This is a genomic window from Deltaproteobacteria bacterium PRO3 (genome assembly GCA_030263375.1).
Classification (GTDB): Bacteria; UBA10199; UBA10199; order DSSB01; family DSSB01; genus DSSB01.
In genome coordinates this window covers 1-23,528 of record SZOV01000052.1, presented here as the reverse complement: position 1 = coordinate 23,528, position 23,528 = coordinate 1, and the positions used below count along the sequence as shown (strand labels likewise).

Here is a 23,528-nt window from a genome sequence, read left to right as displayed (position 1 = left end):
ATGATCGTCGACGCGCAAGATTTCGACGCCCAGCGCTGGTACCAGATCCTCGAGGAACAGCGGGTGAACGTCTGGTACACCGCCCCGACCGCGGTGCGGATGATGATGAAGGGCGGGAGCGAGCTCTCGCGCAGCCGCGACTTGAGCCGGCTGCGTTTCGTCGCCAGCGTCGGCGAGCCGCTCAACCCCGAGGCGGTGCTCTGGGGCGTGGAGGCCCTGGGCCTCCCCATCCACGACAACTGGTGGCAGACCGAGACCGGCGGCATCATGATCGCCAACTACGCCGCGATGGACATCAAGCCCGGCTCGATGGGCCGCCCCTTGCCCGGCATCGAGGCGGGCATCGTGCGGCGCCACGAGGACGGCTCGGTGGAAGTCCTGCCGGACGGCGAGCCGGGCGAGTTGGCCTTAAGGCCGGGCTGGCCTTCGATGTTTCGCGGCTACCTGAACGAAGAGGCGCGCTACCGCAAGTGCTTCGCCGGTGGTTGGTACCTGACCGGGGACCTGGCCAAGCGCGACGTCGAGGGTTACTATTGGTTCGTGGGCCGGGCGGACGACATGATCAAGTCGGCGGGGCACCTGATCGGGCCCTTCGAGGTGGAGAGCGCCCTGTTGGAGCACGCCGCCGTTGCCGAGGCCGGCGTCATCGGCAAACCGGATCCCACGGTGGGCGAGGTGGTCAAGGCCTTCGTCAGCCTGAAGCCCGGCTACGAGGCCGGCGAGGCCTTGAAACGGGAGCTCTTGGGCTTCGCCCGCACGCGCCTGGGCGCGGCGGTGGCGCCGAAGGAGATCGACATCCTTCCCGCGCTGCCGCGGACCCGCAGCGGGAAGATCCTGCGGCGCCTGCTCAAGGCGCGCGAGCTGGGTCTTCCCGAGGGCGATACTTCGACCTTGGAGGGCGGCGCATGAATCCGGTTTCCGCCGCGATCGCCGACAAGCTCGGACCGGAAAGGGTCTTCGAGCTCCTGCGCCAGATGCTGCGCATCCGCCGCTTCGAAGAGAAGGCCGCCGAGCTCTACGGCGAGACCAAGATCCGCGGATTTCTCCATCTCTACATTGGCGAGGAGGCCGTGGCCGCGGGGCTCATTCCCTATTTGCGCCCCGAGGACGCCCTCGTCGCGACCTACCGCGAGCACGGCCACGCCCTGGCCCGGGGCATTCCCGCCGGCGCGATCATGGCGGAGATGTTCGGCAAGCAGGAGGGCTGCAGCAGGGGGCACGGCGGTTCCATGCACCTCTACGACGCCGCGCGGAGGTTCTACGGCGGCAATGCCATCGTGGGCGGCGGCCAGCCCGTTGCCCTGGGACTCGCCTTGGCGGACAAGATGCAGGGGCGACCGAACGTCACCGCCTGCTTTTTCGGCGAGGGGGCCGTGGCCGAGGGGGAGTTCCACGAGTCGATGAACCTGGCCTCGCTTTGGTCCCTGCCGGTGCTCTTCTGCTGCGAGAACAACCTCTACGCCATGGGCACCCATATCCTGCGCTCCCACGCCCAGACCGATCTCTGCCTCAGGGCCCGCAGCTACGACATGGAGGCCGAGTCGGTCGACGGGATGGACGTCCTGGCGGTGGCGGAGGCCGCCGAGCGCCTGATCCGCGCGGTGCGGGAGGAGGGGCGGCCGCGCTTCGTGGAGTTTCGCACCTATCGTTTCCGGCCCCATTCGATGTTTGATCCCGACCTCTATCGCGACAAGAAGGAGATCGAGGAGTGGAAGCGGAAAGACCCGCTCCCGGCCTTGATCCAGGAGATGCGGTCTCGCGGCTGGCTCGACGAGGCGCGCCTTTCGACCCTGGAGGGCGAGGTGGCGCGCGAGATCGCCGAGGCCACGGCCTTCGCCGAGGCCGGGACTTGGGAGCCGGTCGAAAATTTATTGCAGGACGTCTATGCCCACTGCCCCTGACATGCGCCGCACCACCTACCGCGAGGCCCTCCGCGCCGCCTTGCACGAGGCCCTGAAGCAGGACCCGCGGGTCTTCTTGATGGGCGAGGACGTCGGGAAATACGGGGGCACCTACGCGGTGAGCCGCGGCTTCCTCGAAGAGTTCGGGCCCGAGCGGATCCGCGACACGCCGCTCTCCGAGTCCGCCTTCGTCGGCGCCGGGATCGGCGCGGCGCTGGGCGGGATGCGGCCCATCGTCGAGGTGATGACGGTCAACTTCAGCCTGCTCGCCCTCGATCAGATCCTCAACGGCGCCGCGACGCTTCGGCACATGTCGGGCGGGCAATTCAGCGTGCCCCTGGTGATCCGCATGGCGACCGGCGCGGGGCGTCAGCTCGCGGCCCAGCACTCGCACAGCCTGGAGGGCTGGTACGCCCACATCCCGGGGATCCGCGTCCTCGCCCCCGCGACCCTGGAGGACGCGCGCGGCATGCTGTGGAGCGCCCTGCAGGAGCCCGATCCGGTGATTATCTTCGAGCACGCCGTCCTCTATAATCTGGAGGGCGAGCTCCGCGAGGACGCAGGGCCTGTTCCCTTGGACCGCGCCGCCGTTCGCCGCGAGGGGAAGGACTTAAGCCTCATCGCCTACGGCGGCACCTTGCCCAAGGCCCTGCAGGCCGCCGAGCGCCTCGCCGCGGAGGGCGTCGCGGCCGAGGTCTTGGACCTGCGCAGCCTGCGCCCCTTGGACGAGGCGGCGATCCTGGCCACCGTGCGGAAGACCCACCGCGCGGTGATCGTCGACGAGGGCTGGCGCAGCGGCAGCCTCGCCGCCGAGGTCAGCGCGCGGATCATGGAGGGCGCCTTCTACTCGCTGGACGCCCCGGTGCAGCGCGTCTGCAGCGAGGAGGTCCCGATTCCTTACGCCCGTCACCTGGAAGAGGCGGCCATTCCCCAGGTGGAGGACATCCTGGCGGCCGCCGGAAAGGTCTTGGGAAAAGATGCATGAGTTCAAGCTGCCCTCGCTCGGCGCCGACATGGATAAAGGAAAGCTCGTCTCCTGGCTGGTGAAGGAGGGCGATCGGGTGAAGAAGGGCGACGTCATCGCGGTGGTCGAGACGCAAAAGTCGGCGGTGGACGTGGAGGTATGGCAGGACGGAACGGTCGAAAAGATCCTCGTCCAGCCGAGCGACGCGGACATTCCGGTGGGCGCGGTCCTGGCCCTCCTGCGCGGGGAAGGCGAGACGGCGGCGGAGCCTCCGCTCGCGGAGGCAGCGCCCAAGAAGGTCCCTGCGGCGGCCAGCCGGCCCGCGGTCGCGGCACGCCCCTTGCCGCCTACCGTTCCCGGGGAGCGCGCTAAGATCTCGCCCGCGGCGCGGCGCCGCGCGGAGGAGTTTCGCCTGGATTTCACCAAGCTCCGCGGCAGCGGCCCGGAGGGCGCCGTCGTCCTGGAGGACGTCGAGGCCGCCATCGCCGCCCAGACTCCCGCCGCGGGCCTGCCCGCGAGCGGCGCCCAAGAAAAGCAACTCGCGATGCGCCGGGCCATCGCGGCGGCCATGGAGAAGTCCCATCGCGAGATTCCGCTTTTTTTTCTCGAAACCCTGATCCCCATGGAACGGGCCCTCGGCTGGATGGAGGCCCGGAACCGCGACCGTCCTCCCAACGAGCGCCTGCTTTACGTCGCCTTGCTGCTGAAGGCGGTGGCACTCGCGCTGCAGGAGATCCCCGAGTTCAACGGTTATTATCTGAACGGAGCCTTCCAACCGGGCCCGGGAATCCACCTCGGCGTCGCGGTCTCGCTGCGCGAGGGAGGCCTACAGGCGCCGGCGATCCACGATGTGGACCAAAAGGACTTAAGCCGAATCATGGCGGAGGCTCAGGGCCTGGTGAAACGGGTCCGCAGCGGCGGCCTTAAGGGCTCGGAGCTCACCGACCCGACGATCACCGTGACCAGCCTGGGCGAGGAGGGGGTTGAGAAGGTTTTCGGCCTGATCTACCCGCCCCAGGTGGCGATCGTGGGCTTCGGCAAGGTCTATCACGCGCCCCTGGTGGAGGAAGGGCAGGTCGTCGCGCGGCGCGCGATCACCGCCGTATTGTCCGCGGATCACCGCGCCAACGACGGCCACCGCGGCGCCCTGTTCTTGAAGGCGATCCAAAGGCGTCTCCAGGAGCCGGAAAAACTATAGGTGAAATATGGTTCTCAAAAACGAAGTCCTGAACCTCTTGCAAGAGGTCGCCCCCGAGGTGGACCCCGAAAAGCTGGATTTGGATCTGCCGTTGCGGGACCAGGTAGATATCGACTCCATGGACTTTTTGAATTTCCTCGGTCGGATTTACGAAACGCTCGGCGTTAACGTCCCGGAATCCGACTACGCGAGCTTGCGTAGCTTAAACGATCTTCTGCAATATCTGGAAAAAAAGCGGGGAGGTGCGCCATGACGGGAGGCTTGTACGCGGCTCCGTTCCGCATCCATGCGGACGGTCGTCATTTGGAGGGGGATCTGGTTCTTCCCGCGAAGGCCCGTTCCCTGGTTCTCTTCGCCCACGGCAGTGGGAGCAGCCGGCACAGCCCGCGGAACCGCTTGGTCGCGCGCGTCCTGCAAGAAGCCGGAATCGGCACCCTCTTGTTTGACCTCCTGACCCCGCCTGAGGATGTCGACGTCGACAAGCGTTTCGATATCGGTCTATTGACGCGACGTCTCGTGGCCGCCACGCTGAACTTAAAGGAGCGCCCGCAGACGGCCCGGCTGTCCCTCGGCTATTTCGGGGCCTCGACGGGCGCCGCCGCAGCCCTGCAGGCGGCGGCCGAGCTGGGGCCGCAGATCCGGGCCCTGGTCTCGCGGGGCGGCCGGCCGGACCTCGCGATGGAGGTCCTGGATCGCGTCCAGGCCCCGACGCTCTTGATCGTGGGCGGCTACGACGACGTCGTCATCACCTGGAACCAAGAGGCCTACGAGCGCCTGCGCTGTACCAAGAGGCTCGAGATTGTCCCCGGAGCCACGCACCTCTTCGAGGAGCCGGGCAAACTGGAAGCGGTCGCCAGCTTGGCTCGGAATTGGTTTGAAAAATACTTGAACTAATTCTGCGAGGGAGCCGGGATGGGGCGAATTCGGCGCGAGCTATCGGAATTTTTCGGCGACCCCTTCCGGCGCTACCTGTTCCTTGCCTTGGCCCTGCTTTACGGGGTATTGTGGTTTCGAGACGGAGTCCACGGACCTGAAGAAATCGGGGGCGGGGGCGAGGTCCATTATTTCTTCCATCCCCAATGCCCTCATTGTGAAGTGCAGCGGGGCTTCAACGAAATATTGCAAAGGAAATATCCGGACCTGTCCTGGATTAGGCACGATGTCTCCAAAGCGGAGGAGGCGGCGCGGTTCCGGGAGTTCGCCCGTCGCTATCGGATCCCCACCGGGGAGTTGGGAATCCCGGCCACCTTCTTTGGCGATCGCTACTTCATCGGCTTTGTCGGCCCGGAGACGAGCGGGGCGCGCCTCGAGGCGGGATTGCGGGAATTCCTTAGCCTCTCGGCTTCGGAGGCTGCTTCGGAAAGGGCGGTTTCGGCCGCGGCCGGCACGGTCCGGCTCGCTCTGCTCGGGGAGTTCGATATTCGCGCCTATTCTTTGCCCGTCTTGGCGGTCCTGCTCGGCTTGGTGGACGGTTTCAACCCCTGCGCGATGTGGGTCCTAGTTTACCTGATCTCCCTGATCCTGACGCTGCAAGATCGAGGCAAGATCTGGTGGCTAGTCGGGACTTTCGTCCTCGCCTCCGGGGTCTTGTATTTTTTGTTTATGACAGCCTGGCTTAACGCCTTTCTGTGGATCAGCTATATACGTCCCGTTTCGCTGCTGATCGGACTCTTCGCCTTGGGGATCGGCATTTTTCAGCTGCGGGCCTTTTTCACGGCCGCGCCGCTCGCCTGCTCGGTGGGGGATGCGGAGAAACGTAAGAAAACCCTTGGCAAAATTTCCGAGATTGTCCTTTCTCCGGTGGGCCTCGCGGGGATCGGCGCCATGCTGCTCCTGGCCTTTTCGGTCAATGCGATCGAATTCCTCTGCTCGGCCGGGATCCCCGCCATTTTTACGCATCTGTTGGCGATCACGCCGCTGGAGACCTGGCGTCACTACGCCTACGTCCTGATTTACGTCTTTTTCTTCATGTTGGACGACCTGGTCATTTTTACCCTGGCGGCCTTGGCGGTGCAATCCTCCGTGGGTCTTCGCTACGCCCGGTGGGGAAGATTGGTCGGTGGAAGCCTCCTGCTCGCGCTGGGGATCCTTTTGGCCTTCTATCCGCAAGTTCTGCGTTAAGGAATTAGTCCATGCCGCCTTCCACCACGAACTTGACGAAATCCGCCTCGGTCAGGATGCCGACCAGCTTCCCGCCCTCGACCACCGGCAGGCAGCCGAGCTTGTTGTCGAGCATGACCCGCCCGGCCTCTTCGATGTCGTCGTCCATTTCCGCGGTTTCGGGATCGGCGGTCATGATCTCGCCGACGGTCATGCGCTGGAGCAGCTCGCGCTGTTCGGTGAGGGGGAGGTCCTTTGCGGTAAAAAGTGCCGAGCGCAGCAGGTCGCGCTGCGAGACCAAGCCCACCAGGCGGCCTTCCTTGTCCTTGACCGGCATATGCCGGACATGGATGTCTTCCATCAGGTCGCTCAGGCGCGCCAGGTCTTCGTCGGCGTTCACGCTGAAGACGTTTTCGGTCATCAGATCCATGACCTTGAGTTTGCCCATGATTTGCCTCCTCCGGCGCGGGTGGGGCGCCGTCTTGTCCTCATCATGGGGGAATTATCCTCGGAAGGACATGACCAAGATCAGTCAAGGCAGGGCGGATTGGAGGTAGATGTCCGCCAGGCTCCCCCGTTCCGGGAAGTTGCTGCGGCCGGCGGACAGGGTGCGGAGGAATTCCACCTCAAGGTCCCGGGCCCCCAGCCCGCGGGCCAGCTCCAGTCCCCGCCGGGCGTAGCGAAGCACCTGGAGGGTCTCCAGGCCCGAGGGGTCGTCGAAGAACCAGCCGCAGCTGGTGAACATCAACATTGCGTGGCGCTGCAGCTCCAAGAGCGCCTCGACGCGCGCCTGTTTGGCCTCGTCGAGGGGGCTCCATGCGTAGCCGCGGAAAAATTCCTCGCGGCGGGCCGGAGAGGGGTCGAGGAGGATTTCCAGGTAATCGTTGCGCGCCGCCCAGGGGTCTCGCAGCCAATTCTCGGCCTCGGCTTGGAAAAACGCGGCCCAGGTATCCCGCAGGGCGTCCAAAGCCGAACGTAGCGGCGCCCGCCAGGCCTGCCTCCAACCGGGAATGCCCCCGACGTTGCAACCGCAATCCCCGCGCCAGCGCTCGACGCCGTGGGGGCAGCTCCAGGAGCTGTTTTCCAAGATCTCTACCTCAGCCAGCGGGGGAAAGAGATCCAGGTATTCGCCGAAGTTGGTCAGGCGGAGCGCGCCGCGCGCCGCGGCGGCGTCCAGGACGTAGGCCAAGCCCATGTCCCCGAATTTGTGGTGGTGGCCGTAGGTCTCGCCGTCGGTGGCGATGGCGAGGAACTCGGGGCCCGTGGGCCGGCCGCTGAAGCGGCCCAGGAGGCGGTTGAAAAAGGCCTCGCCGTCGCTGAGCAGCCGCTGGAAGGCGATGGCCTGGGAGAGGGGCCCCTCGTAGAAGAAGACGCTTAGGTCTTTCCCGGAAGGAAGGGAAATCCGGTAGGGCCTCAAGGGATCGACGCCCCCCGGAGGCACCTCTTGCCAGGAGGAGGCGCCGTCCTCCCGCCAGCGCCGCGCCTGGTGCGGGGCCAGGATCGTGAAGCGCAGGCCCTGCGCGGCCAGGATCTCGAGGGTCTCGAGGTCCACCGCGGTCTCCGGCAGCCACATTCCTTCCGCCTTGCGCCCGAAGCGGTGCGCGAAGTCCTTGAGCCCCCAGATCACCTGCGTCTCCTTGTCGCGGCGCGCGGCCAGCGGGAGGATAAGGTGGTTGTAGGCCTGGGCGAGGGCGGAGCCGTGCCCGGAGAAACGCTTCGCGCTCTCCCGGTCCGAGTCGAGGATGCCGCGGTAGACCTGCGGGGCCTCGCGTTCCATCCAGGCGAGGAGGGTGGGACCGAAGTTGAAGCTCATCCGGCTGTAGTTGTTTAGGCGCTTCACCATCCGGCCCTCGCGATCCAGGATGCGCGCCCCCAGGTTGGGCTCGTAGCACTCCGCGGTAATTCTTTGGTTCCAGTCGTGATAGGGGCTCGCCGACGGCTCAACCTCGACCTCGCCGGTCCAGGGATTCTCGCGGGGCGGCTGGTAGAAATGGCCGTGGATGCAGAGGTATCGCTCCAAGGGCTACTCCGGTCTGAAAAACACCGCCGCGAGCGGCGGCAGCGTCAGCTCGAGCGAGGCGGGGCGACCCTGCGCGGGCTGTGGGCTCGCGAGCACCCGGCCGAGATTCCCCAACCCGCTGCCGCCGTATTCCCGCGCGTCGCCGTTGAGCAGCTCCAGCCAGGCGCCGCCCTGCGGGACGCCGACGCGGTATTTTAGGCGCGGGACCGGCGTGAAGTTGGCGACCGCGAGAATCGGCACCGCGCCGGGCGCCCGGCGGATCAGGCTGACCACGCTTTGGTCGGCGTCGTGGCAATCCACCCATTCGAAGCCGCGCCCGTCGCAGTCCCAACCGTGACAGGCTGCCTCGCGGCGGTAGAGGCCGTTCAAGTCCCTCACCCAGCGCTGCAGTCCCTGGTGGGGCGGGTATTGGAGGAGGTGCCAGTCCAGGGATCTGTCGTGGTCCCATTCCCGCCATTGGCCGAATTCCCCGCCCATGAACAGGAGCTTCTTTCCGGGCTGCGCGTACATCCAGCCGAGGAGCAGCCGCAGGTTCGCGAATTTTTGCCAGTCGTCGCCGGGCATCTTCGCCAAGAGCGAGCCCTTTCCGTGAACGACCTCGTCGTGGGAGAGGGGCAGCATGAAGTTCTCGTGGAAGGCGTAGAGCATCCGGAAGGTCAGGTCCTGGTGGTGGTATTTCCGATGCACCGGATCCTGCCGAAAGTAGCGGAGGCTGTCGTGCATCCAGCCCATGTCCCACTTCATCCCGAAGCCCAGGCCGCCGACTGCGGTCGGGCGCGAGACCATCGGCCAATCGGTGGATTCCTCCGCGATCATCTGGACGTCGGGGTAATGGGCGTAGACCGTCTCGTTGAGGCGGCGCAGGAAGTCAATCGCCTCGAGGTTTTCGCGGCCGCCGTAGCGGTTGGGGATCCACTCGCCCTCCTGCCGCGAATAGTCGAGGTAGAGCATGGAGGCCACCGCGTCCACCCGCAGCGCGTCCGCGTGGTAGCGGTCCAGCCAGAAGTGCGCGCCGCTCAGCAGGAAGCTGCGCACCTCGTTGCGGCCGTAGTTGAAGATCTGGCTGTCCCAGTCCGGGTGCAGGCCCTGGCGCGGGTCGGCGTGCTCGTAGAGGGCGCTGCCGTCGAAATTGGCGAGGCCGTGGGCGTCGCCGGGGAAGTGGGAGGGGACCCAGTCGAGGATCACGCCGACGCCGTTTTGGTGGAGGCGGTCGATCAGGAACATCAGGTCCTGCGGGTCGCCGTAGCGTCGGGTCGCCGCGAAATAGCCGGTGACCTGGTAGCCCCAGGAGCCGGTGAAGGGGTGTTCCATCACCGGCAGGAATTCCACGTGGGTGAAACCCAGGTCGCGGACATAGGCGACGAGCTCTTCGGCGAGCCGGCGGTAGCTAAGCGGGCCCGAGGCGTCCCTTCGCCAAGAGCCGAGGTGCAGCTCGTAGACGGAAATGGGCGCCTGCAACGATTGCCGAGCGCCGCGGCCGCGCATCCAGGCCTCGTCTTCCCAACGGTAGCTCAAGTCCCAGACCTGCGAGGCGGAGCGGGGCGGGCACTCCGCGGCGAAGGCGAAGGGGTCCGCCTTCTCCAAGATCCGCCGATGGTGGCGGGAGCGCAGGCGATACTTGTAGAGGGCGCCGGGCCCGATCCCTGCGACGAAGCCGCTCCAGATCCCGGAGCGGCCGATCGGGTGCAGGGGATTCGCCTTCGGGTCCCAGCGATTGAAGTCGCCGGTCACCGCCACCGACTCGGCGTCGGGCGCCCAGACCGAGAAGCGCGTCCCCGCGGTTCCGTTTTCCACGACGGTCTGGGAGCCCATTTTTTCGTAGAGGCGCGCGTGGTTGCCCTCGTTGAACAGGTAAAGGTCCTGCTCGCCGAAAAAAACAGGCTCCGCCCGCGACGAAGCGGGCTTCAAGACGTGCAGCGCAGGCGGATGTTTTCCGGGCATAGATCCCTCGGCGAATTCGTCCCATTGTCCCGCAGCGGGCCCCGGGAGTCGACGGATTTATCGGTTTCAGGGAGGCGGCGCATGGACCAAGGCCCGCAGCCCGTAACCGATGGCAAAGGACAAGGAGGCCGCCGCCCCGCCCAAGAGGGCCGTCTGCAAGCCCGCGGCCAACGGATTTTTTCCCAAGATCCGGCCCTTGAGGACGCCCACCGCGAAGAAGGCGCTCAAGGTCAGAGTCGCGCTCCAGGCGAAATGCCGCTCCAGCGGGGCCGCTTGGAAGAGAAAGGGCAGCAGGGGGATCGCCCCGACCAGCAGGAAGGCCAAAAAGGTCGTCGTCGCGGAGATCCAAGGGACGGGGCTTTCCAGGGGCAGGCCGTATTCCTCCGCGATCATGGTGTCGATCCAGAGTTTGCGATCTTGGGTCACGGCGGCCACCACTTGGCCGAGGGCGGGCTCGCGCAGGCCTTTGCGGGCGTAGATTTGGCGGATCTCCTCCTGTTCGCCCTCCGGGATGCGCTCGAGGTGCTCTTCCTCGCGACGCCGCGCCTTGTCGACCCATTCGCGGTTGCTGCGAGCCCGCTCGAAATTGCTCACCGCCATGCTGAACCCGTCGGCCGCCAAATTGGCGAATCCCAAAATCAGGGCCACCTGGGAAGGGAGCCCGCCGCCCAGCACCCCGGTAACGACCGCGAAGGTGGTGACGCAACCGTCGATCGCGCCCAACACCGCGTCGCCCAAATAACCGACACCGCCCTTCCGGGCGAGCCGCCGCCGGATCGCCTCGGGGAGGTGCTCCTCGGCCAAATGGGTTTTTGACTCGGCGGAATTCAAGACAGGCTCGCGACGACCTTGCGCAATTTGTCCCGCACCCGCTGGGCCAAGGCCTCCAGTCCGGGGTTTTCCACGGCTCGCATCGAGGCCACGGGGTCCACCGCGGCGACCTCGACCAAGCCCGGCTCGATTTCCTGCAGGATGATGTTGCAGGGCAGCATGGTGCCGATCTTGTCCTCCGCCTGCAGCGCCTCGTAGGCGAGGGGCGGATTGCAGGCCCCGAGGATCTTGTAGGGGCGGAAATCGGCGTTCAGCTTCTTTTTCAAGGTGGCTTGGACATCGATCGAGGTCAGGATCCCGAAGCCCTCCGCCTGCAATTGCTCGGTCAGGCGGCGCTCGGCTTCTTCCATGCCGACCCGTAATTGGGTTGCGAAATAATAGGACATGAAGTGCCTCGGGGTTAACTCAGCCTTTTGAAGTCCGAGACGGCCTTTTTGACCGCGCGATCGACGTCTTTCGCCGCGGCCTTGAAGCCCTTCTTGACATCGCTCCAGGCCAGGTCGCTGCGGCCGGCCAGGCGGCGCAGGTCGCCCTGCAGCTTTTTTCGCTGTCGTTCCAGGTCGCGCAGGGACTTTTCGTATTGGCGTTTGCTCAAGGAAAAGAGCCGGCTGCCCTCGCGCTTCGCCTCGTCGAACTTTTTGGAGATTTCCTTCCAGTGCGCCTGCCATTGTTTCTTGAGCTTGGCCTTCGCGGCGCCGGGCTTGCGTTTTTGCGAACGTTTCTTCATCAGGGGCCTCCTTTCCAATGGGAAGAAAGAAATTTACGCCCTTTCGCGGATTATTACATGAGATTCGTCAGGAGACCGGCAAGAGGGCGTCTCGGATCCGCCAGGCCTCAAGGGCGGAGTCGACGAACCTCTCGTAGTACCTCAAGGACTTGAGGCAAAGTCTCGAATTTTTCTAGAGAATAAACAGCCTTTCGGAGCCAGTTGGGCCGCTCCCAGGAGGTGCCCGGTACGTTTTGCGGCTTGGGTTCCCCCCATAGGTCTTCCAAATTGATCAGGAGCCAGGCGGCCTCACTCGCGGCCAGGTGGCGCAGGCAGCCATGAAGCAGGGCCTGGAGATGGGAGGAATCGCGTTCCGCCTCGCCCGACCCGAAATAGGTCTCCAAGGCATTTCGCAGTTCGCGGCGTCGCCTCGTCTCCTGGGCCCAGGCGACCTCGTCCATCAGGCCCAAGGCGTGGCGGTCCTCCAGGTCGCGCCCCTCCCAAAAACCAGCGAAGGTTGGCATGTCGTGGGTGTTCAGACTCGCGACGCTGTCGGGCGGAGCCGCACCGAACGGCGCTTGGCCGTCCGGGCGTAGCTCGAAGGACGCGACGTGGCAGCGCAGGAGGCCGCGCCGGGCCATCGCGGGACGCAGCTGCGGCGGTACCGTGCCCAGGTCCTCGCCGACCAAGAGGCAGCGGGCCCGGTGGGATTCGAGGCAGAGCAGGGCATAGAGCTCCTCCGCCGGATAGCGCAGGTAGCATCCTTCCCGCGGCGAGAAGCCTTTCGGGATCCAGAAGAGGCGGTGCAGGCCCATCACGTGGTCGATGCGCAGCATCCCGGCGGCGCTCAAGGGGCGGCTCAGGGCGGCGCGGAAGTAGGCGTGGCCCTGGGCGCGGCTGCGTTCGGGGAGCGGCGGCGGGAAACCCCAATCCTGGCCGCGCGAGAAGAACGCGTCCGGCGGCGCTCCGACCGAGACGCCCGCAGCGAAGAGGCCCCGCTCGCGCCAGGCGTCGTAGCCTTGTGGGTGGATGCCCAAGGGGAGGTCCAGGTACAGCCTTAAGTCCAGGTCCCGCGCAGTTTGCGCGAGGGCGGCGACCTGCACCTCGGCCTGCCACTGGACATAGAGGTGGTAGCGCCGCGCCTCCTCCGCGAAGTCGCCGGGCTCGAGGGTCCCGGAGCGGAGTCGCTCCGGCCATTGGGGCCAGGTCGTCCCCTGTCTCTCCTCCGTCGCTCGGAAGCGGGCGTAGTCCTCGGCCTGGGGGTGGTCTTTCCGAAAGGCTTCGAAGTCCGAGCGGCGCGCGCTTGGGTTGGCGAAGAAGGCCCGCGCGAGTTGCTCCAGGACCCGCCGTTTCATCGCCATCTGTCCTCGGTAGTCGACGTGCCGGGCCTGCCGCGCCCCCTTCAGCCAGGCCTGCCATTCCGGAGAGCCGAGCAGGGACCGCGCCTCGGGACAGGCGGCGAGCTCGGGGATCTTCTCGAGGTCCAGATAAAGCTCGTTCCAAAAGAGCCGGCTCACCGGGGAGTAAGGGCTGGGATCGCAGGGCTCGTCCAAGAAGCTGGAGAGAAAGGGCAGGGTGCCGAGGGCGTGGCCGCCCTGCGCGCGGGTCCAGGCCATCAGGGCCTCCAGGTCGCCGAAGTCCCCCGCGCCGCCCTCAGCTTCCCGGTGCAGGGCGTAGAGCGGGAGGAAGAGGCCCCAGCGGCGGCCTTCCGGCATAGGCGGCGCGTAGGCGCGGGGCGGGGCGCTGATCAGCGTGGCCTTCAGCCCGGGCCCCGGCGCCTCCAGTAGGAGCGAATGCACGCCGGGCTCCGGCGCCGCCTCGAAACGCCACCGACGTTTTAGAAAGAAAATACCCTCGACCTCCACGCGCTCTTGCGTCGCCGCCCGCTCGGGGTCCAGCTCGAAGCGGCGCCGCTCGCCGCCTTCGGCGCGAAGTTCGGCCAAGAGACGAGGGTTCCCTTCCGACTCCGGAAGGGTGATCTCGATCTCCAGCGGCTTGTCTTGCCAATGGACGCACACGGGTTCCAAGGCACGCCGGGCCTCCTCCAGCCGGCGCGCGCGCAGGGCCTCCTTCGCGTCGGCCGACGCATCGACGGAAGCGCCGAGGACCCGCAGCGCGGCCAGCAAGACCTCGGGGGAGGCCTCTTGGTGGCGCCCCTCCGCGTCGACATAGGTCGTCTCCAAGCCGTAGGCCTGGGCGAGGGAGATGAGGGGATGTTCGGCCTCGGTTCCCATTCAGAACATATAATAGGCGTTTTTCAGGTATTGCAGCATCATGCGCTGGGTGTTGAAGAAGGAGCCGTTGTGGGCGATCGCCGCGCGCATCAGGCGATCGTATTCCTCCGGCCTTTGGTAGTAGAGCGGCAGGATCTGAGTTTCCAATTTGCGATAGAGCGCCTCGATGTCCTCCGCGGGCGAGCTCTCCCCGTCCCAGCCGTCGCCGATCGCCCATCCGGTCACGCCCTCGAGGTGGCCCTCGATCCACCAGCCGTCGAGGACGCTCAGGCTGGGGACGCCGTTGAGTGCCGCCTTCATCCCGCTGGTTCCCGAGGCCTCCTGGGGCTTCTGCGGCGTGTTCAGCCAGAGGTCCACTCCCGAGACCAAGAGTTTTGCCAGCGAGATGTTGTAGTCGGGGATGAAGACGATCCGCACCTGGTGGTCCAGGCTGCGCGACATCTGGTGAATGAAGTGGATCAGCGCCTTGCCCGATTCGTCGCGCGGGTGGGCCTTTCCCGCGTAGAGCACCTGGAAGGGCCCGGCGTGCGCTGCGATCTGGCGAAGCCGGTCGGGATTGCTGAGCAGGAGGTCCGGTCGCTTGTAGCCGGTCATGCGGCGAGCGAATCCGATGGTGAAGACCTTGGGGTCGAGGGCGGCGCCGCTGCGTCTCTGCACCTCTTGGAGGAGGTTTTCCTTGCTGCGGCGGTGGGCCTCGCGGACCTCCGCGAGGGGGATGCTCAGCGCGTGGCGCAGGTAGAGGTTGTCCCGTTTCCAGCCCGGGAGGTGCTTATTGTAGAGCTCGGCATAAGGTGGCGCCGTCCACATGACGGCGTGCACGCCGTTGGTGATCGAGTCGATCGGATAGTGCGGAAACATGCCGCGCGAGATCTCGCCGTGCCGCATCGCCACCCCGTTGACGTAATGCGAGAAGGTGAGGGCCAAGCTGGTCATGTTGAGGTTGCCCTGGACGCAGCAGCCGCTGGCCTCGAGGGCGGCGCAGCGCTCCGCTCCCAACACGCGGCGGGTCATTTCCATGTCGAACTGATCGTGCCCCGCCGGCACCGGCGTGTGCGTGGTGAAGACGCACTCCTGGCGGATCGCGTGCCGGTCCTTGTCGGTGGCCGCGGCCAGGCCGCGTTCGCCCATGTGTTCCTCGAGCAGGGCCAGGGTCAAGAGCGCGGAGTGACCCTCGTTCATGTGATAAGGATGGATGCGGTGGATGCCTAGGGACCGCAGCATGGCGATCCCGCCCAGGCCCAGGACGGCTTCCTGGCAGAGGCGGTAATAGTTGTCTCCGCCGTAGAGGCTGTCGGTCAGGGTCCGGTCGTAGTCGCTGTTCTCCGGGAGATCGGTGTCGAGGAAATAGACGGGCGTGATCCCGTGGGTGACGCCGTGGATACGGTAGCGCCAGGCCTGGATCCAGACGTCGCGGTTGTCCAGCCGGATTTTCACCTTGTGATCGTAAAACTCCATGTGCTCGGCGGGATTCCACGTGTCGGGATGCTCGACCTGATAGCCGTCGGCGCTGATCTCTTGGCGGAAATACCCCTTGCGATACAGCAGGGTCACCCCGACCATGGGGATGACGTTGTCGGCTCCCGCCCGCAGGGTGTCGCCCGCAAGGATTCCCAGGCCTCCCGAATAGGTATGGATCGCCGAGTCCAGGCCGATTTCCATGGAGAAGTAGGCGACGGTCGGCAATAGCTTCCGCGGGTCCCGGACGGTCGATTCATCCATGACAAGAATCATAAAGGCTGCCCAAAAATTTGGTTAGTATTAATATTACGGAAATGACGAGGAGCGTTATGTCGCGAGACCCGAAAAAACCGCGAATTTTATGGTTCCGTGAAATCGGCCTGGCCGACGTTCCCAGGGTCGGCGGAAAAAATGCCTCCCTGGGCGAGATGATTCGCGAATTGGGGCCCCAAGGGGTGAGGATCCCCGACGGCTTCGCGACGACCGCCGACGCCTACCGAGAATTCTTGGCCCAATCCTCCCTGGAGGCTCGCGTCCGCGAGCTACTCTCGGGCCTGGACCCGCGCGACGTGGGGACCTTGGCAAGCCGCGGGGGGCAGATTCGCGAGCTCCTCTTGCAACACCCTCTGCCCGAGGCTTTGAGCGCCGAGTTGCGCGAGGCCTATCGAAGGCTTGGCGAGGAGTACGGCGAAAATCCCGACGTGGCGGTGCGCTCCAGCGCCACCGCCGAGGACCTCCCCGAGGCGAGCTTCGCCGGCCAGCAGGAGACCTTTTTGAATATCCGCGGCGAGGCCGCCCTGCTCGAGGCCTGCAAGAAGTGCTTCGCCAGTTTGTTCACCAACCGCGCCATCGCCTACCGGGCCGAGCGGGGCTACGACCACCTGCAGGTCGCCCTCTCCGTCGGCGTGCAGAAGATGGTGCGCTCCGACCTGGGCAGCTCGGGCGTGATGTTCACTTTGGACACCGAGTCCGGCTTCCGCGACGTGGTCCTGATCAACGGCGCCTACGGCCTAGGCGAGAACGTCGTCCAGGGCGTTGTCGATCCCGACGAATTTCTGGTCTTCAAGCCCACCCTGCGCGAGGGCTATCGCCCCATCCTACAGCGGCGTCTGGGCTCCAAGGAGATCCGGATGGTCTACAACGCCCGTGGCGGCAGTAAGGAAACCCGCAACGTCCCGGTCCCGCCCGCCGAGCGGCGGCGTTTCTGCATCGACGACGAGGAAATCCTGCAATTGGCGCGCTGGGGCCTCCTGGTCGAGGCCCATTACAGCGCCAAGGCGGGGCAAGACCGTCCCATGGACCTAGAATGGGCGAAAGACGGTCAGAGCGGCGAGCTCTTCATCCTCCAGGCGCGTCCCGAGACGGTCCACGGGGCCAAGGGGCGACGGGCTTGGAAGAGCTATCGGCTATTGGAAAAGGCCGAGCCCTTGGTCGTCGGCAAGGCGGTCGGCGCGAAGATCGGCCAGGGCCGGGCGCGGGTCCTGCGCGAGGTGAGTGAGATGGAGGAATTTCGCGAGGGCGAGGTCCTGGTGGCGCCGATGACCGATCCCGATTGGGTGCCGCTCATGAAAAAGGCCTCGGCCGTCGTGACCGAGCGCGGCGGTCGCACCTGCCACGCGGCCATCGTGAGCCGCGAGCTGGGCCTGCCCGCCATCGTCGGCGCGGACGGGGCCACGGGGAAGCTCGGCGCGGGCCAAGAGATCACGGTGTCCTGCGCCGAGGGAGAGATCGGCAAGGTCTATCCGGGCCTGCTTCGCTTCGCGACCGAGGAGATCTCCCTCGAGAAGATGCCGCGGCCCAAGACCAAGATCCTGCTCAACGTCGGCGAGCCGGACCGCGCCTTCGAGCACTCCTTCCTGCCCAACGACGGGGTGGGCCTGGCGCGGATGGAGTTCATCATCAACGACGCGGTGAAAGTCCACCCGATGGCCCTGCGGCGCTACCCGCATTTGCGGGATCCGGAGGCCCTGCGGCGGATCGAAGCCCTGACCGAGGGCTACGCCGACAAGGGCGAGTACTTCGTGCAGAGGCTCGCCGAGGGGGTGGGGAAGATCGCCGCCGCCTTCTACCCGAAGGAGGTCATCGTCCGCACCTCGGACTTCAAGACCAACGAGTACGCCGACCTGATCGGCGGCCGCGAGTTCGAGCCCGAGGAGGAGAACCCGATGCTCGGCTTCCGCGGCGCCTCGCGCTATTACCACGAGCGCTACCGCGAGGCCTTCGCCCTGGAGTGCGCGGCGCTCAAGCGGGTGCGCGAGGCCATGGGCCTCAAAAACCTCAAGGTCATGATCCCCTTCTGCCGCACGGTGGAGGAGGCGCGGAAGGTCCTGGCGGAGATGGAGGCCAACGGCTTGAAACGGGGTGTGTCGGGCTTGGAGGTCTACGTCATGTGCGAGATCCCCGCCAACGTCCTGCTCCTGCGCGAGTTCGCGAAATATTTCGACGGCTTCTCCATCGGCTCCAACGACCTGACCCAGCTCACCCTGGGTCTAGACCGCGACTCCGAGATCGTCTCCGGCCTCTTCGACGAGCGCAACGAGGCGGTGAAGGAGATCCTGCGCATGGCGATCCGCGGCGCGAAGGACGCAGGCGTCAAGATCGGGATCTGCGGCCAGGCGCCCAGCGACTATCCGGAATTCGCGGAATTCCTGGTCGGCGAGGGGATCGACAGCATCTCGCTCAACCCCGATACCGTTATCAAGACCACGCAGAGGATCCTCGGCGCCGAGGCGGCCCGCGAGGCCAGCGGCGGGGCCTGGTTGGGGGGCGACTGATGCGGATCCCTCGCCGGGGCTTCCTTCTTTTCCTTTTGGCGATGCCCCTGGGCGTCTGGATTTCGCCTGTGGCCGAGGCCAAACCGACCCGTTACGGTGAAATCCTTTGCCAGGAGAAGGGCTATCGCTGCCAGGAGGTCCTGGAAGGCGACAAGTGGGCGAGCCTCTGGTCGGACGAGGCGCAGCGGGATTTGGTCAAGCGCGTGAACCGCATGAACGTCCGCCTGAGACCGGGCATGACCCTCGCGGTTCCGGAGGAGCTGGAAAAAAAGGATACTCTGGACCTCGCCCCCTTTCCCGCCCAGATCGAGGCCACAGGGGAGCGGGAGATTCGCGTCGACCTGGACCGCCTCGCCTGGGCCGCCTACGACGCGGAGGGTAGGCTGCTGAAGTGGGGACCCGCGGCCGGCGGCAAGGACTACTGCCCCGACACCGGCGAGGCCTGCCGGACGCGGACGGGGGAATATCGGATCGAGCGGATGGGCGGCGCCGGCTGCAAATCCAAAAAATTTCCCATTCCGAACGGCGGCGCGCCGATGCCTTATTGCATGTTTTACTCGGACGGATACGCCCTGCACGGCTCCTACGAGGTGCCCGGCTACAACGCCAGCCACGGCTGCGTCCGGCTATTTCCCGAGGACGCGAAGTGGCTGCGCCAGGAATTCGTGGAGTCGGGAACCTTGGTGAAGGTCCTGCCTTACGGCGAGGGTTGAGCCTGCGGAGGCGAGGGCCGCCAAGGGGGCTCTTGCAGCATTCGGTCGTAGAGCTCGAGGTATTGCCGGGCAGAGTATTTCCAGGTGAAATCCGCGGCCATGGCGCGGCGCCGCGCGGCCTCAAGCGCCTCCTTGCGCTGAAAGAGCTCGGCGGCCCGGCGCAGCCCTTCGCGCAAGGCATCGCCCCCCAGGCTTTCCAGCACAAAGCCGGTCCCGCCCTCGGGGTCCCGGCTCAAGTCCCGGACGCTGTCCTTCAAGCCGCCGATGCCGTGGACGATCGGCAGGGTCCCGTAGCGCAGGGCGTAGAGCTGGTTGTAGCCGCAGGGTTCGAAGCGCGAGGGCATCGCCAAAAAATCCGCCCCTGCGGTGAGGCGCTGGGAGAGCCCGACGTCGTAACCGATCCGCAGGGCCACGCGCTCCGGCATCTTCTCCGCCAGGCGGCGCAGGCCCGTCTCGAAGCGCGCCTCGCCCTGGCCCAAGAGGGCCCATTGAAAGTCCAGCTCCGCGGATCTTCCAAAGGCCTCCAAGAGCAGATCGATGCCCTTTTGGTCCACCAGCCGGCTGATGGTGCCGAACAAGGGAGTCTCAGGCGCTTCGGGCAGGCCCAGCTCGCGCTGCAGGGCCGCCTTGCAGGCCGCCTTGCCGCGCAGGTCCGCGGCCGAGTAGTGGAAAGGCAGGTCCGGGCTTCGCTCCGGGTCCCATTCCTCCTCGTCGATGCCGTTGAGGATGCCCATCAAACGGTCCCCGCGTCTCTCCAAGACCCCTTGCATCCCGAAGCCCAGCTCGCTCTCCAAGATTTCGCGGGCGTAGGTGGGCGACACGGTGGTGAGGGCGTCGGCGGCGACGATCCCTCCTTTCAGCAGGCTGAACTTTTGATAGAATTCCAGCCAGTCGGGATGAAAATACCGGTCCTCGAGCCCCAGCGTTGGAAACTCTTCGCGGGGAAAATTCCCCTGGTAGGCCATGTTGTGCAGGGTGAGGAGGCAGCGGCTCTTGGCGAAGGTCGGGTCTTCGGCCCATTGGGTCTTGAGGTAAATCGGGATCAGGGCCGTCTGCCAGTCGTGGCAATGCAGGATTTCATAGGGGTTTCCCTGCGCTCGGATCCATTCCAAGGCGGCGCGGCAAAACACCGTGAAACGCAGGCAATTATCCGAAAAATCGCCCGAGCTTTCGCCGTAGAGGCCGGGGCGATCGAATAACCCCGGGATCTCGAAGAGATACAGCTCGGCGCCCGCGGGATTTCTCCCCAAAAAAATCCTCACCGCGAAGCCCCGGCCGCCGGCCGAGACGCAAAGTTCGCCCCGCACCTCGCCGAGAAATCGCTTCGGGATGGAGGTGTATTTGGGGAGAAACAAGGCGGGCTTGCGCCCCAGCTTGACCAAGGCGTGGCTGAAGCTCCCCACCATGTCGGCCAGGCCCCCCGTTTTGGCGAAGGGCTCGATTTCGGAGGCGATGAGCGCTATCTTTGGCAAGGACATTCTTCAAGCATACGGACCCCTAAGGGCGGGATCAATCAATTCCGTTTTCTTCTCTGACAAAAGTCATGCGATTCGCTGACCGATCTCATGGGCGGCACGTTATTTTTTCCGGAAAATGCAACCAGTTTGCGGCGAAATCACGGCGGGCAAGGAAAAAGACGAAAGGAGGCGCTATGAAAGTCCAGGAAATCATGAGCCGAAACGTCCGCTCCTGCGGGCCCGAGGCCAATCTCGCCGAGGCGGCTACTTTGATGTGGGAGGGGGACTGCGGGGTGATCCCGGTGACCGAGGACGGCCGGAAAGTGAAGGGCCTGATCACCGACCGCGACATCTGCATCGCCGTGGCGACGCGGCATCGCCGGGCCGACGAGATCGGCGTCGGTGAGGTGATCAGCGGGCAGATCTTTTCCTGCCGCCCGGACGACGACCTTCGCTCCGCGCTGGAAACCATGCGGGAGCACAAGGTGCGCCGCCTCCCGGTCGTGGATAAGGCCGGGGATTTGCAAGGCATGCTCTCCCTCAACGACATCGTCCTGGAGGCGAAGGTGGGGAAGGCACGAAAGGGCATCGGCCTGGAAGAGGTTTTGGACGCCTTAAAATCAATCAGCGAGCACCGCTTGGTCGCGGTGGCCGCCTGAGGAGGGTGATATGGGTACCGAGGGGCACAGGGTGGCAGAGAATCATCGTTGGGCGATCGTCCTGGCGGGAGGCGAGGGGACGCGGCTCAGGACCCTGACCACCGACGCGGCGGGCGTGGCCATTCCTAAACAATTTTGCTCCTTTCAGCGACCGCACTCCATGCTGCGGGACGCGCTGCACCGGGCGGAACGCCACGTCCCCAAGGAGCACGTCGTCACGGTGGTCGCCGCCGGACACCGGCATTGGTGGGAGCCCGAGCTGGCGGATTTTCCGCGCGAGAACGTCCTGCAGCAGCCGGCCAACCGGGGGACCGCCGCGGGGATCCTCTTTCCGCTGATCGAGATTTTGAGGCGCGACCCGGAGGCGGAGATCCTCGTCCTGCCCTCCGACCATTTCGTCGGCGACGAGGCAGTGCTGGAGCAGGCCTTCCAGGCCGCGCTGCCGGCGGCCCATGAGGTCTTCCAAAGGGTGGTCTTGTTGGGCATCACCCCCGACGTGCCGGACTCCGAATACGGTTGGATCGTCCCGCGATCCCGCGGCAAGGAGTTGGTTGCCGGCGTGGAGCGGTTCGTGGAGAAGCCGGAGCCCGGCGTGGCACGGCGATTGCTGCGCGAGGGCGGGCTGTGGAACAGTTTCATGTTCGCCGCCTCCGGGAAGACCTTGTTGTTCCTCTATCGCGAGATCCTCCCGGACCTGCTGGTGCCTTTCCTTCCGCGGCTCATCGAATCCGCGGAGGACTGGGACCCCGCGCGGCTCGCGGAGACCTACCGGAACCTGCCGACCTACGACTTCTCCCGGCACCTGCTGGAGCGGGCGGCCAACCACCTGGGGGTCCTGGCGGTCCCGCCCTGCGGCTGGAGCGACCTGGGGACGCCGGATCGCATCCGTCGCTGCCTGGTGCAGAGCGGGGAGGATTGGGATGTCGACATCCATTCGAAATACGCCGGCCGCGTGGTCGGCCTGCCCGCCCGCGGGACGCCGCTGAAGGTCTCGGGCGGGGCAGGATAACAAGATCCAGAAAGGAGCATCCCTTGCCGTTTCGAGATCGAGAGCAAGCCGCGGAGCAACTCGCCAAGGCCTTGGAGAAATACCGCGGGAAAAACCCGCTAATCTTGGCCATTCCGCGCGGGGCCGTCCCGATGGCCGCGCGAATCGCCGAGTTCTTGGGCGGCGAGGCGGATGTCGTCTTAGTGCGCAAGCTGCGTGCCCCCGACCAGCCGGAACTCGCGGTGGGGGCCATCGACGAGAGTGGCCATTATTACCTGCACCCCTACGCCCAGGCCCTGGACCTCGACGACGCCTATTTGGAACGGGAAAAACAGTTTCAAATGCGCACCCTGCGGGAGCGGCGGGCTCTCTACACGCCGGCCCGACCGCCGGTCGATCCCAAGGGCCGGGTGGTGATCGTCGTCGACGACGGCATCGCCACCGGCTCGACGATGATCGCAGCCCTGCAGGCCCTCCGGGTCAAGGGGCCCGAGCGGCTGGTGGCCGCGACGGCGGTGGCCCCGGCGGATACCCTGCGGCGCCTCGAGGCCTATGCGGACGAGATCGTCTGCCTCGAGGTCCCGCCGTATTTTCACGCGGTCGGGGAGTTCTTCGAGGATTTTTCCCAGGTCTCGGACGAGGAGGTTGTCGCCTTGCTGCGGCGTAGGCGCCAGAGCGCGTAGAGCAGTCCGCCCAGGGCGGCCACGCCGATCAGGGGCGGCAGGAGCTCCGCGACGATCCAGGTTTCGGCATGCGGGTGAAGATGGGGAAGGCTGCCGAGATGGGCCAGAGGGATGGGCATGGGCGACTCCTGAAAATGCATGACATAAATACCACGGGTGTTAAAATTTCGCATGGCTTTTGTCGTTGAACGGCCCGGGATCGACAGCATGTTCCAAGACCTGGTGGAACGTGGCTACGAGGTGGTCGGCCCCACGGTGCGGGAGGGGGCTATCGTCTACGACTCGATCCGCGGCACCGCGGACCTTCCCGTCGGTTGGACCGACGCGCAGGAGGGCGGAAGCTACCGCCTGAAGCGGCGCGACGACGCCGCGCTCTTCGGCTACGCCGTCGGCCCCCATTCCTGGAAAAAATTCCTCCACCCCGCCCGGCGCCGCCTCTGGCAGGCGAGCCGCGAGGGAGGGGGCTTCGAGATCCGGCCCGAGCCTGCGAGCGGGCGGCGCTACGCCTTCGTCGGGGTGCGGGCCTGCGAGCTGAAGGCGATCGAGATCCAGGACCGCGTCTTCTTGGAGGGCCACTATCAGGACCCTTCCTACCGCGGGCTTCGTGAGGCTGCCTTTCTGATCGGCCTCAACTGCGGCCAGGCGGGCGGTACTTGCTTTTGCGTCTCGATGGACGCCGGTCCCGCCCTGAAATCGGGCTTCGACCTCGCCCTGACCGAGGTCTTGGCGGAAGGCCGGCATTATTTCGTCGTGGAGGTCGGCTCCGAGGCGGGGGCCGAGGTCCTGCGGGCGACTCCTCACCGCGAGGCGAGCGACGCAGAAACGGCCGCGGCCCGAGGGGTGGTCGCGGCGACCGCCGGGCAGATGGGCCGCGCGATGGACACCGCCGGCATCAAGGAAT

The 23,528-nt window shown here is 65.9% G+C and carries 21 protein-coding genes and 1 pseudogene; 13 read left to right on the top strand and 9 right to left on the bottom strand.

The features are described 5' to 3' along the window. From FBR05_09315 to FBR05_09285, 7 genes are all read left to right on the top strand, one after another. A partial coding sequence (locus FBR05_09315; GenBank protein ID MDL1872393.1) for an acetate--CoA ligase occupies positions 1–909 on the top strand: 909 nt, incomplete at its 5' end. Next, the gene (gene pdhA, locus FBR05_09310; protein ID MDL1872392.1) at positions 906–1,901 is read left to right on the top strand and encodes a pyruvate dehydrogenase (acetyl-transferring) E1 component subunit alpha; all 996 of its coding nucleotides are present in this window, start codon (positions 906–908) and stop codon (positions 1,899–1,901) included. The genes FBR05_09315 and pdhA, both read left to right, overlap by 4 nt. Position 1,902: 1 nt before the next feature. Continuing rightward, a complete protein-coding gene (locus tag FBR05_09305) occupies positions 1,903–2,886 on the top strand; it encodes an alpha-ketoacid dehydrogenase subunit beta (GenBank protein MDL1872391.1) in 984 nt (327 codons plus the stop codon). Then, complete coding sequence (locus FBR05_09300; protein MDL1872390.1) at positions 2,879–4,063, top strand: 2-oxo acid dehydrogenase subunit E2; 1,185 nt, start codon at positions 2,879–2,881, stop codon at positions 4,061–4,063. The genes FBR05_09305 and FBR05_09300 overlap by 8 nt, the downstream gene beginning before the upstream one ends. 7 nt (positions 4,064–4,070) lie before the next feature. Beyond that, complete coding sequence (locus FBR05_09295) at positions 4,071–4,316, top strand: acyl carrier protein (protein ID MDL1872389.1); 246 nt, start codon at positions 4,071–4,073, stop codon at positions 4,314–4,316. Continuing rightward, entirely contained in the window at positions 4,313–4,957 is a 645-nt protein-coding gene (locus tag FBR05_09290; GenBank protein MDL1872388.1) for an alpha/beta hydrolase, read from the top strand. The genes FBR05_09295 and FBR05_09290 overlap by 4 nt, the downstream gene beginning before the upstream one ends. An 18-nt stretch (positions 4,958–4,975) precedes the next feature. Next, complete coding sequence (locus FBR05_09285) at positions 4,976–6,184, top strand: glutaredoxin family protein (GenBank protein MDL1872387.1); 1,209 nt, start codon at positions 4,976–4,978, stop codon at positions 6,182–6,184. Between the two features lie 4 nt (positions 6,185–6,188). On the opposite strand, the gene FBR05_09280 is transcribed toward FBR05_09285, so the two are convergent. The 8 genes from FBR05_09280 to glgP all read right to left on the bottom strand — a co-directional run bounded on the left by FBR05_09280 (position 6,189) and on the right by glgP (position 15,614). Further along, on the bottom strand, positions 6,189–6,611 hold the full coding sequence (locus tag FBR05_09280; GenBank protein ID MDL1872386.1) for a CBS domain-containing protein: 423 nt from the start codon (positions 6,609–6,611) through the stop codon (positions 6,189–6,191). An 84-nt stretch (positions 6,612–6,695) separates the two neighbouring features. Then, positions 6,696–8,183 (bottom strand): DUF3536 domain-containing protein, encoded by a 1,488-nt coding sequence (locus tag FBR05_09275; GenBank protein ID MDL1872385.1) that lies wholly within the window; start codon positions 8,181–8,183, stop codon positions 6,696–6,698. 3 nt (positions 8,184–8,186) lie between these two features. After that, positions 8,187–10,124 (bottom strand): 1,4-alpha-glucan branching protein GlgB, encoded by a 1,938-nt coding sequence (gene glgB / locus FBR05_09270; protein ID MDL1872384.1) that lies wholly within the window; start codon positions 10,122–10,124, stop codon positions 8,187–8,189. Between the two features lie 66 nt (positions 10,125–10,190). Continuing rightward, a complete protein-coding gene (locus tag FBR05_09265; protein ID MDL1872383.1) occupies positions 10,191–10,928 on the bottom strand; it encodes a hypothetical protein in 738 nt (245 codons plus the stop codon). Between the two features lie 23 nt (positions 10,929–10,951). Further along, a complete protein-coding gene (locus FBR05_09260) occupies positions 10,952–11,341 on the bottom strand; it encodes a DUF302 domain-containing protein (GenBank protein ID MDL1872382.1) in 390 nt (129 codons plus the stop codon). Between the two features lie 14 nt (positions 11,342–11,355). Beyond that, positions 11,356–11,682: a hypothetical protein gene (locus tag FBR05_09255; GenBank protein ID MDL1872381.1), complete on the bottom strand. Its 327-nt coding sequence runs from the start codon at positions 11,680–11,682 to the stop codon at positions 11,356–11,358. Positions 11,683–11,789: 107 nt separating this feature from the next. Continuing rightward, positions 11,790–13,895 carry a 4-alpha-glucanotransferase gene (gene malQ, locus FBR05_09250; GenBank protein ID MDL1872380.1) on the bottom strand — a complete coding sequence of 702 codons (2,106 nt, stop codon included), beginning with the start codon at positions 13,893–13,895 and terminating at the stop codon, positions 11,790–11,792. Further along, positions 13,896–15,614 (bottom strand): alpha-glucan family phosphorylase, encoded by a 1,719-nt coding sequence (glgP, locus tag FBR05_09245; GenBank protein ID MDL1872379.1) that lies wholly within the window; start codon positions 15,612–15,614, stop codon positions 13,896–13,898. Between the two features lie 68 nt (positions 15,615–15,682). Between glgP and ppsA the strand changes: the two genes are divergently transcribed. Together ppsA and FBR05_09235 are read left to right on the top strand one after the other, a co-directional pair. After that, a complete protein-coding gene (ppsA, locus tag FBR05_09240) occupies positions 15,683–18,127 on the top strand; it encodes a phosphoenolpyruvate synthase (GenBank protein ID MDL1872378.1) in 2,445 nt (814 codons plus the stop codon). After that, positions 18,127–18,840 carry a L,D-transpeptidase gene (locus FBR05_09235; GenBank protein ID MDL1872377.1) on the top strand — a complete coding sequence of 238 codons (714 nt, stop codon included), beginning with the start codon at positions 18,127–18,129 and terminating at the stop codon, positions 18,838–18,840. Before ppsA ends, FBR05_09235 begins: the two co-directional genes overlap by 1 nt. On the opposite strand, the gene glgA is transcribed toward FBR05_09235, so the two are convergent. Continuing rightward, positions 18,825–20,318: a glycogen synthase GlgA gene (gene glgA, locus FBR05_09230; GenBank protein ID MDL1872376.1), complete on the bottom strand. Its 1,494-nt coding sequence runs from the start codon at positions 20,316–20,318 to the stop codon at positions 18,825–18,827. The genes FBR05_09235 and glgA overlap by 16 nt on opposite strands. A 65-nt stretch (positions 20,319–20,383) precedes the next feature. Here glgA and FBR05_09225 point away from each other — a divergent pair, with 65 nt between their 5' ends. The 4 genes and pseudogenes from FBR05_09225 (at position 20,384) to FBR05_09210 (ending at position 23,528) form a co-directional block, all read left to right on the top strand. After that, on the top strand, positions 20,384–20,956 hold the full coding sequence (locus FBR05_09225) for a CBS domain-containing protein (protein ID MDL1872375.1): 573 nt from the start codon (positions 20,384–20,386) through the stop codon (positions 20,954–20,956). 10 nt (positions 20,957–20,966) lie between these two features. After that, entirely contained in the window at positions 20,967–21,965 is a 999-nt protein-coding gene (locus FBR05_09220) for a hypothetical protein (GenBank protein MDL1872374.1), read from the top strand. Between the two features lie 23 nt (positions 21,966–21,988). After that, positions 21,989–22,627 carry a phosphoribosyltransferase gene (locus FBR05_09215; protein ID MDL1872373.1) on the top strand — a complete coding sequence of 213 codons (639 nt, stop codon included), beginning with the start codon at positions 21,989–21,991 and terminating at the stop codon, positions 22,625–22,627. A 767-nt stretch (positions 22,628–23,394) separates the two neighbouring features. Next, positions 23,395–23,528 (top strand): annotated as a pseudogene (locus FBR05_09210) (collagen-like protein).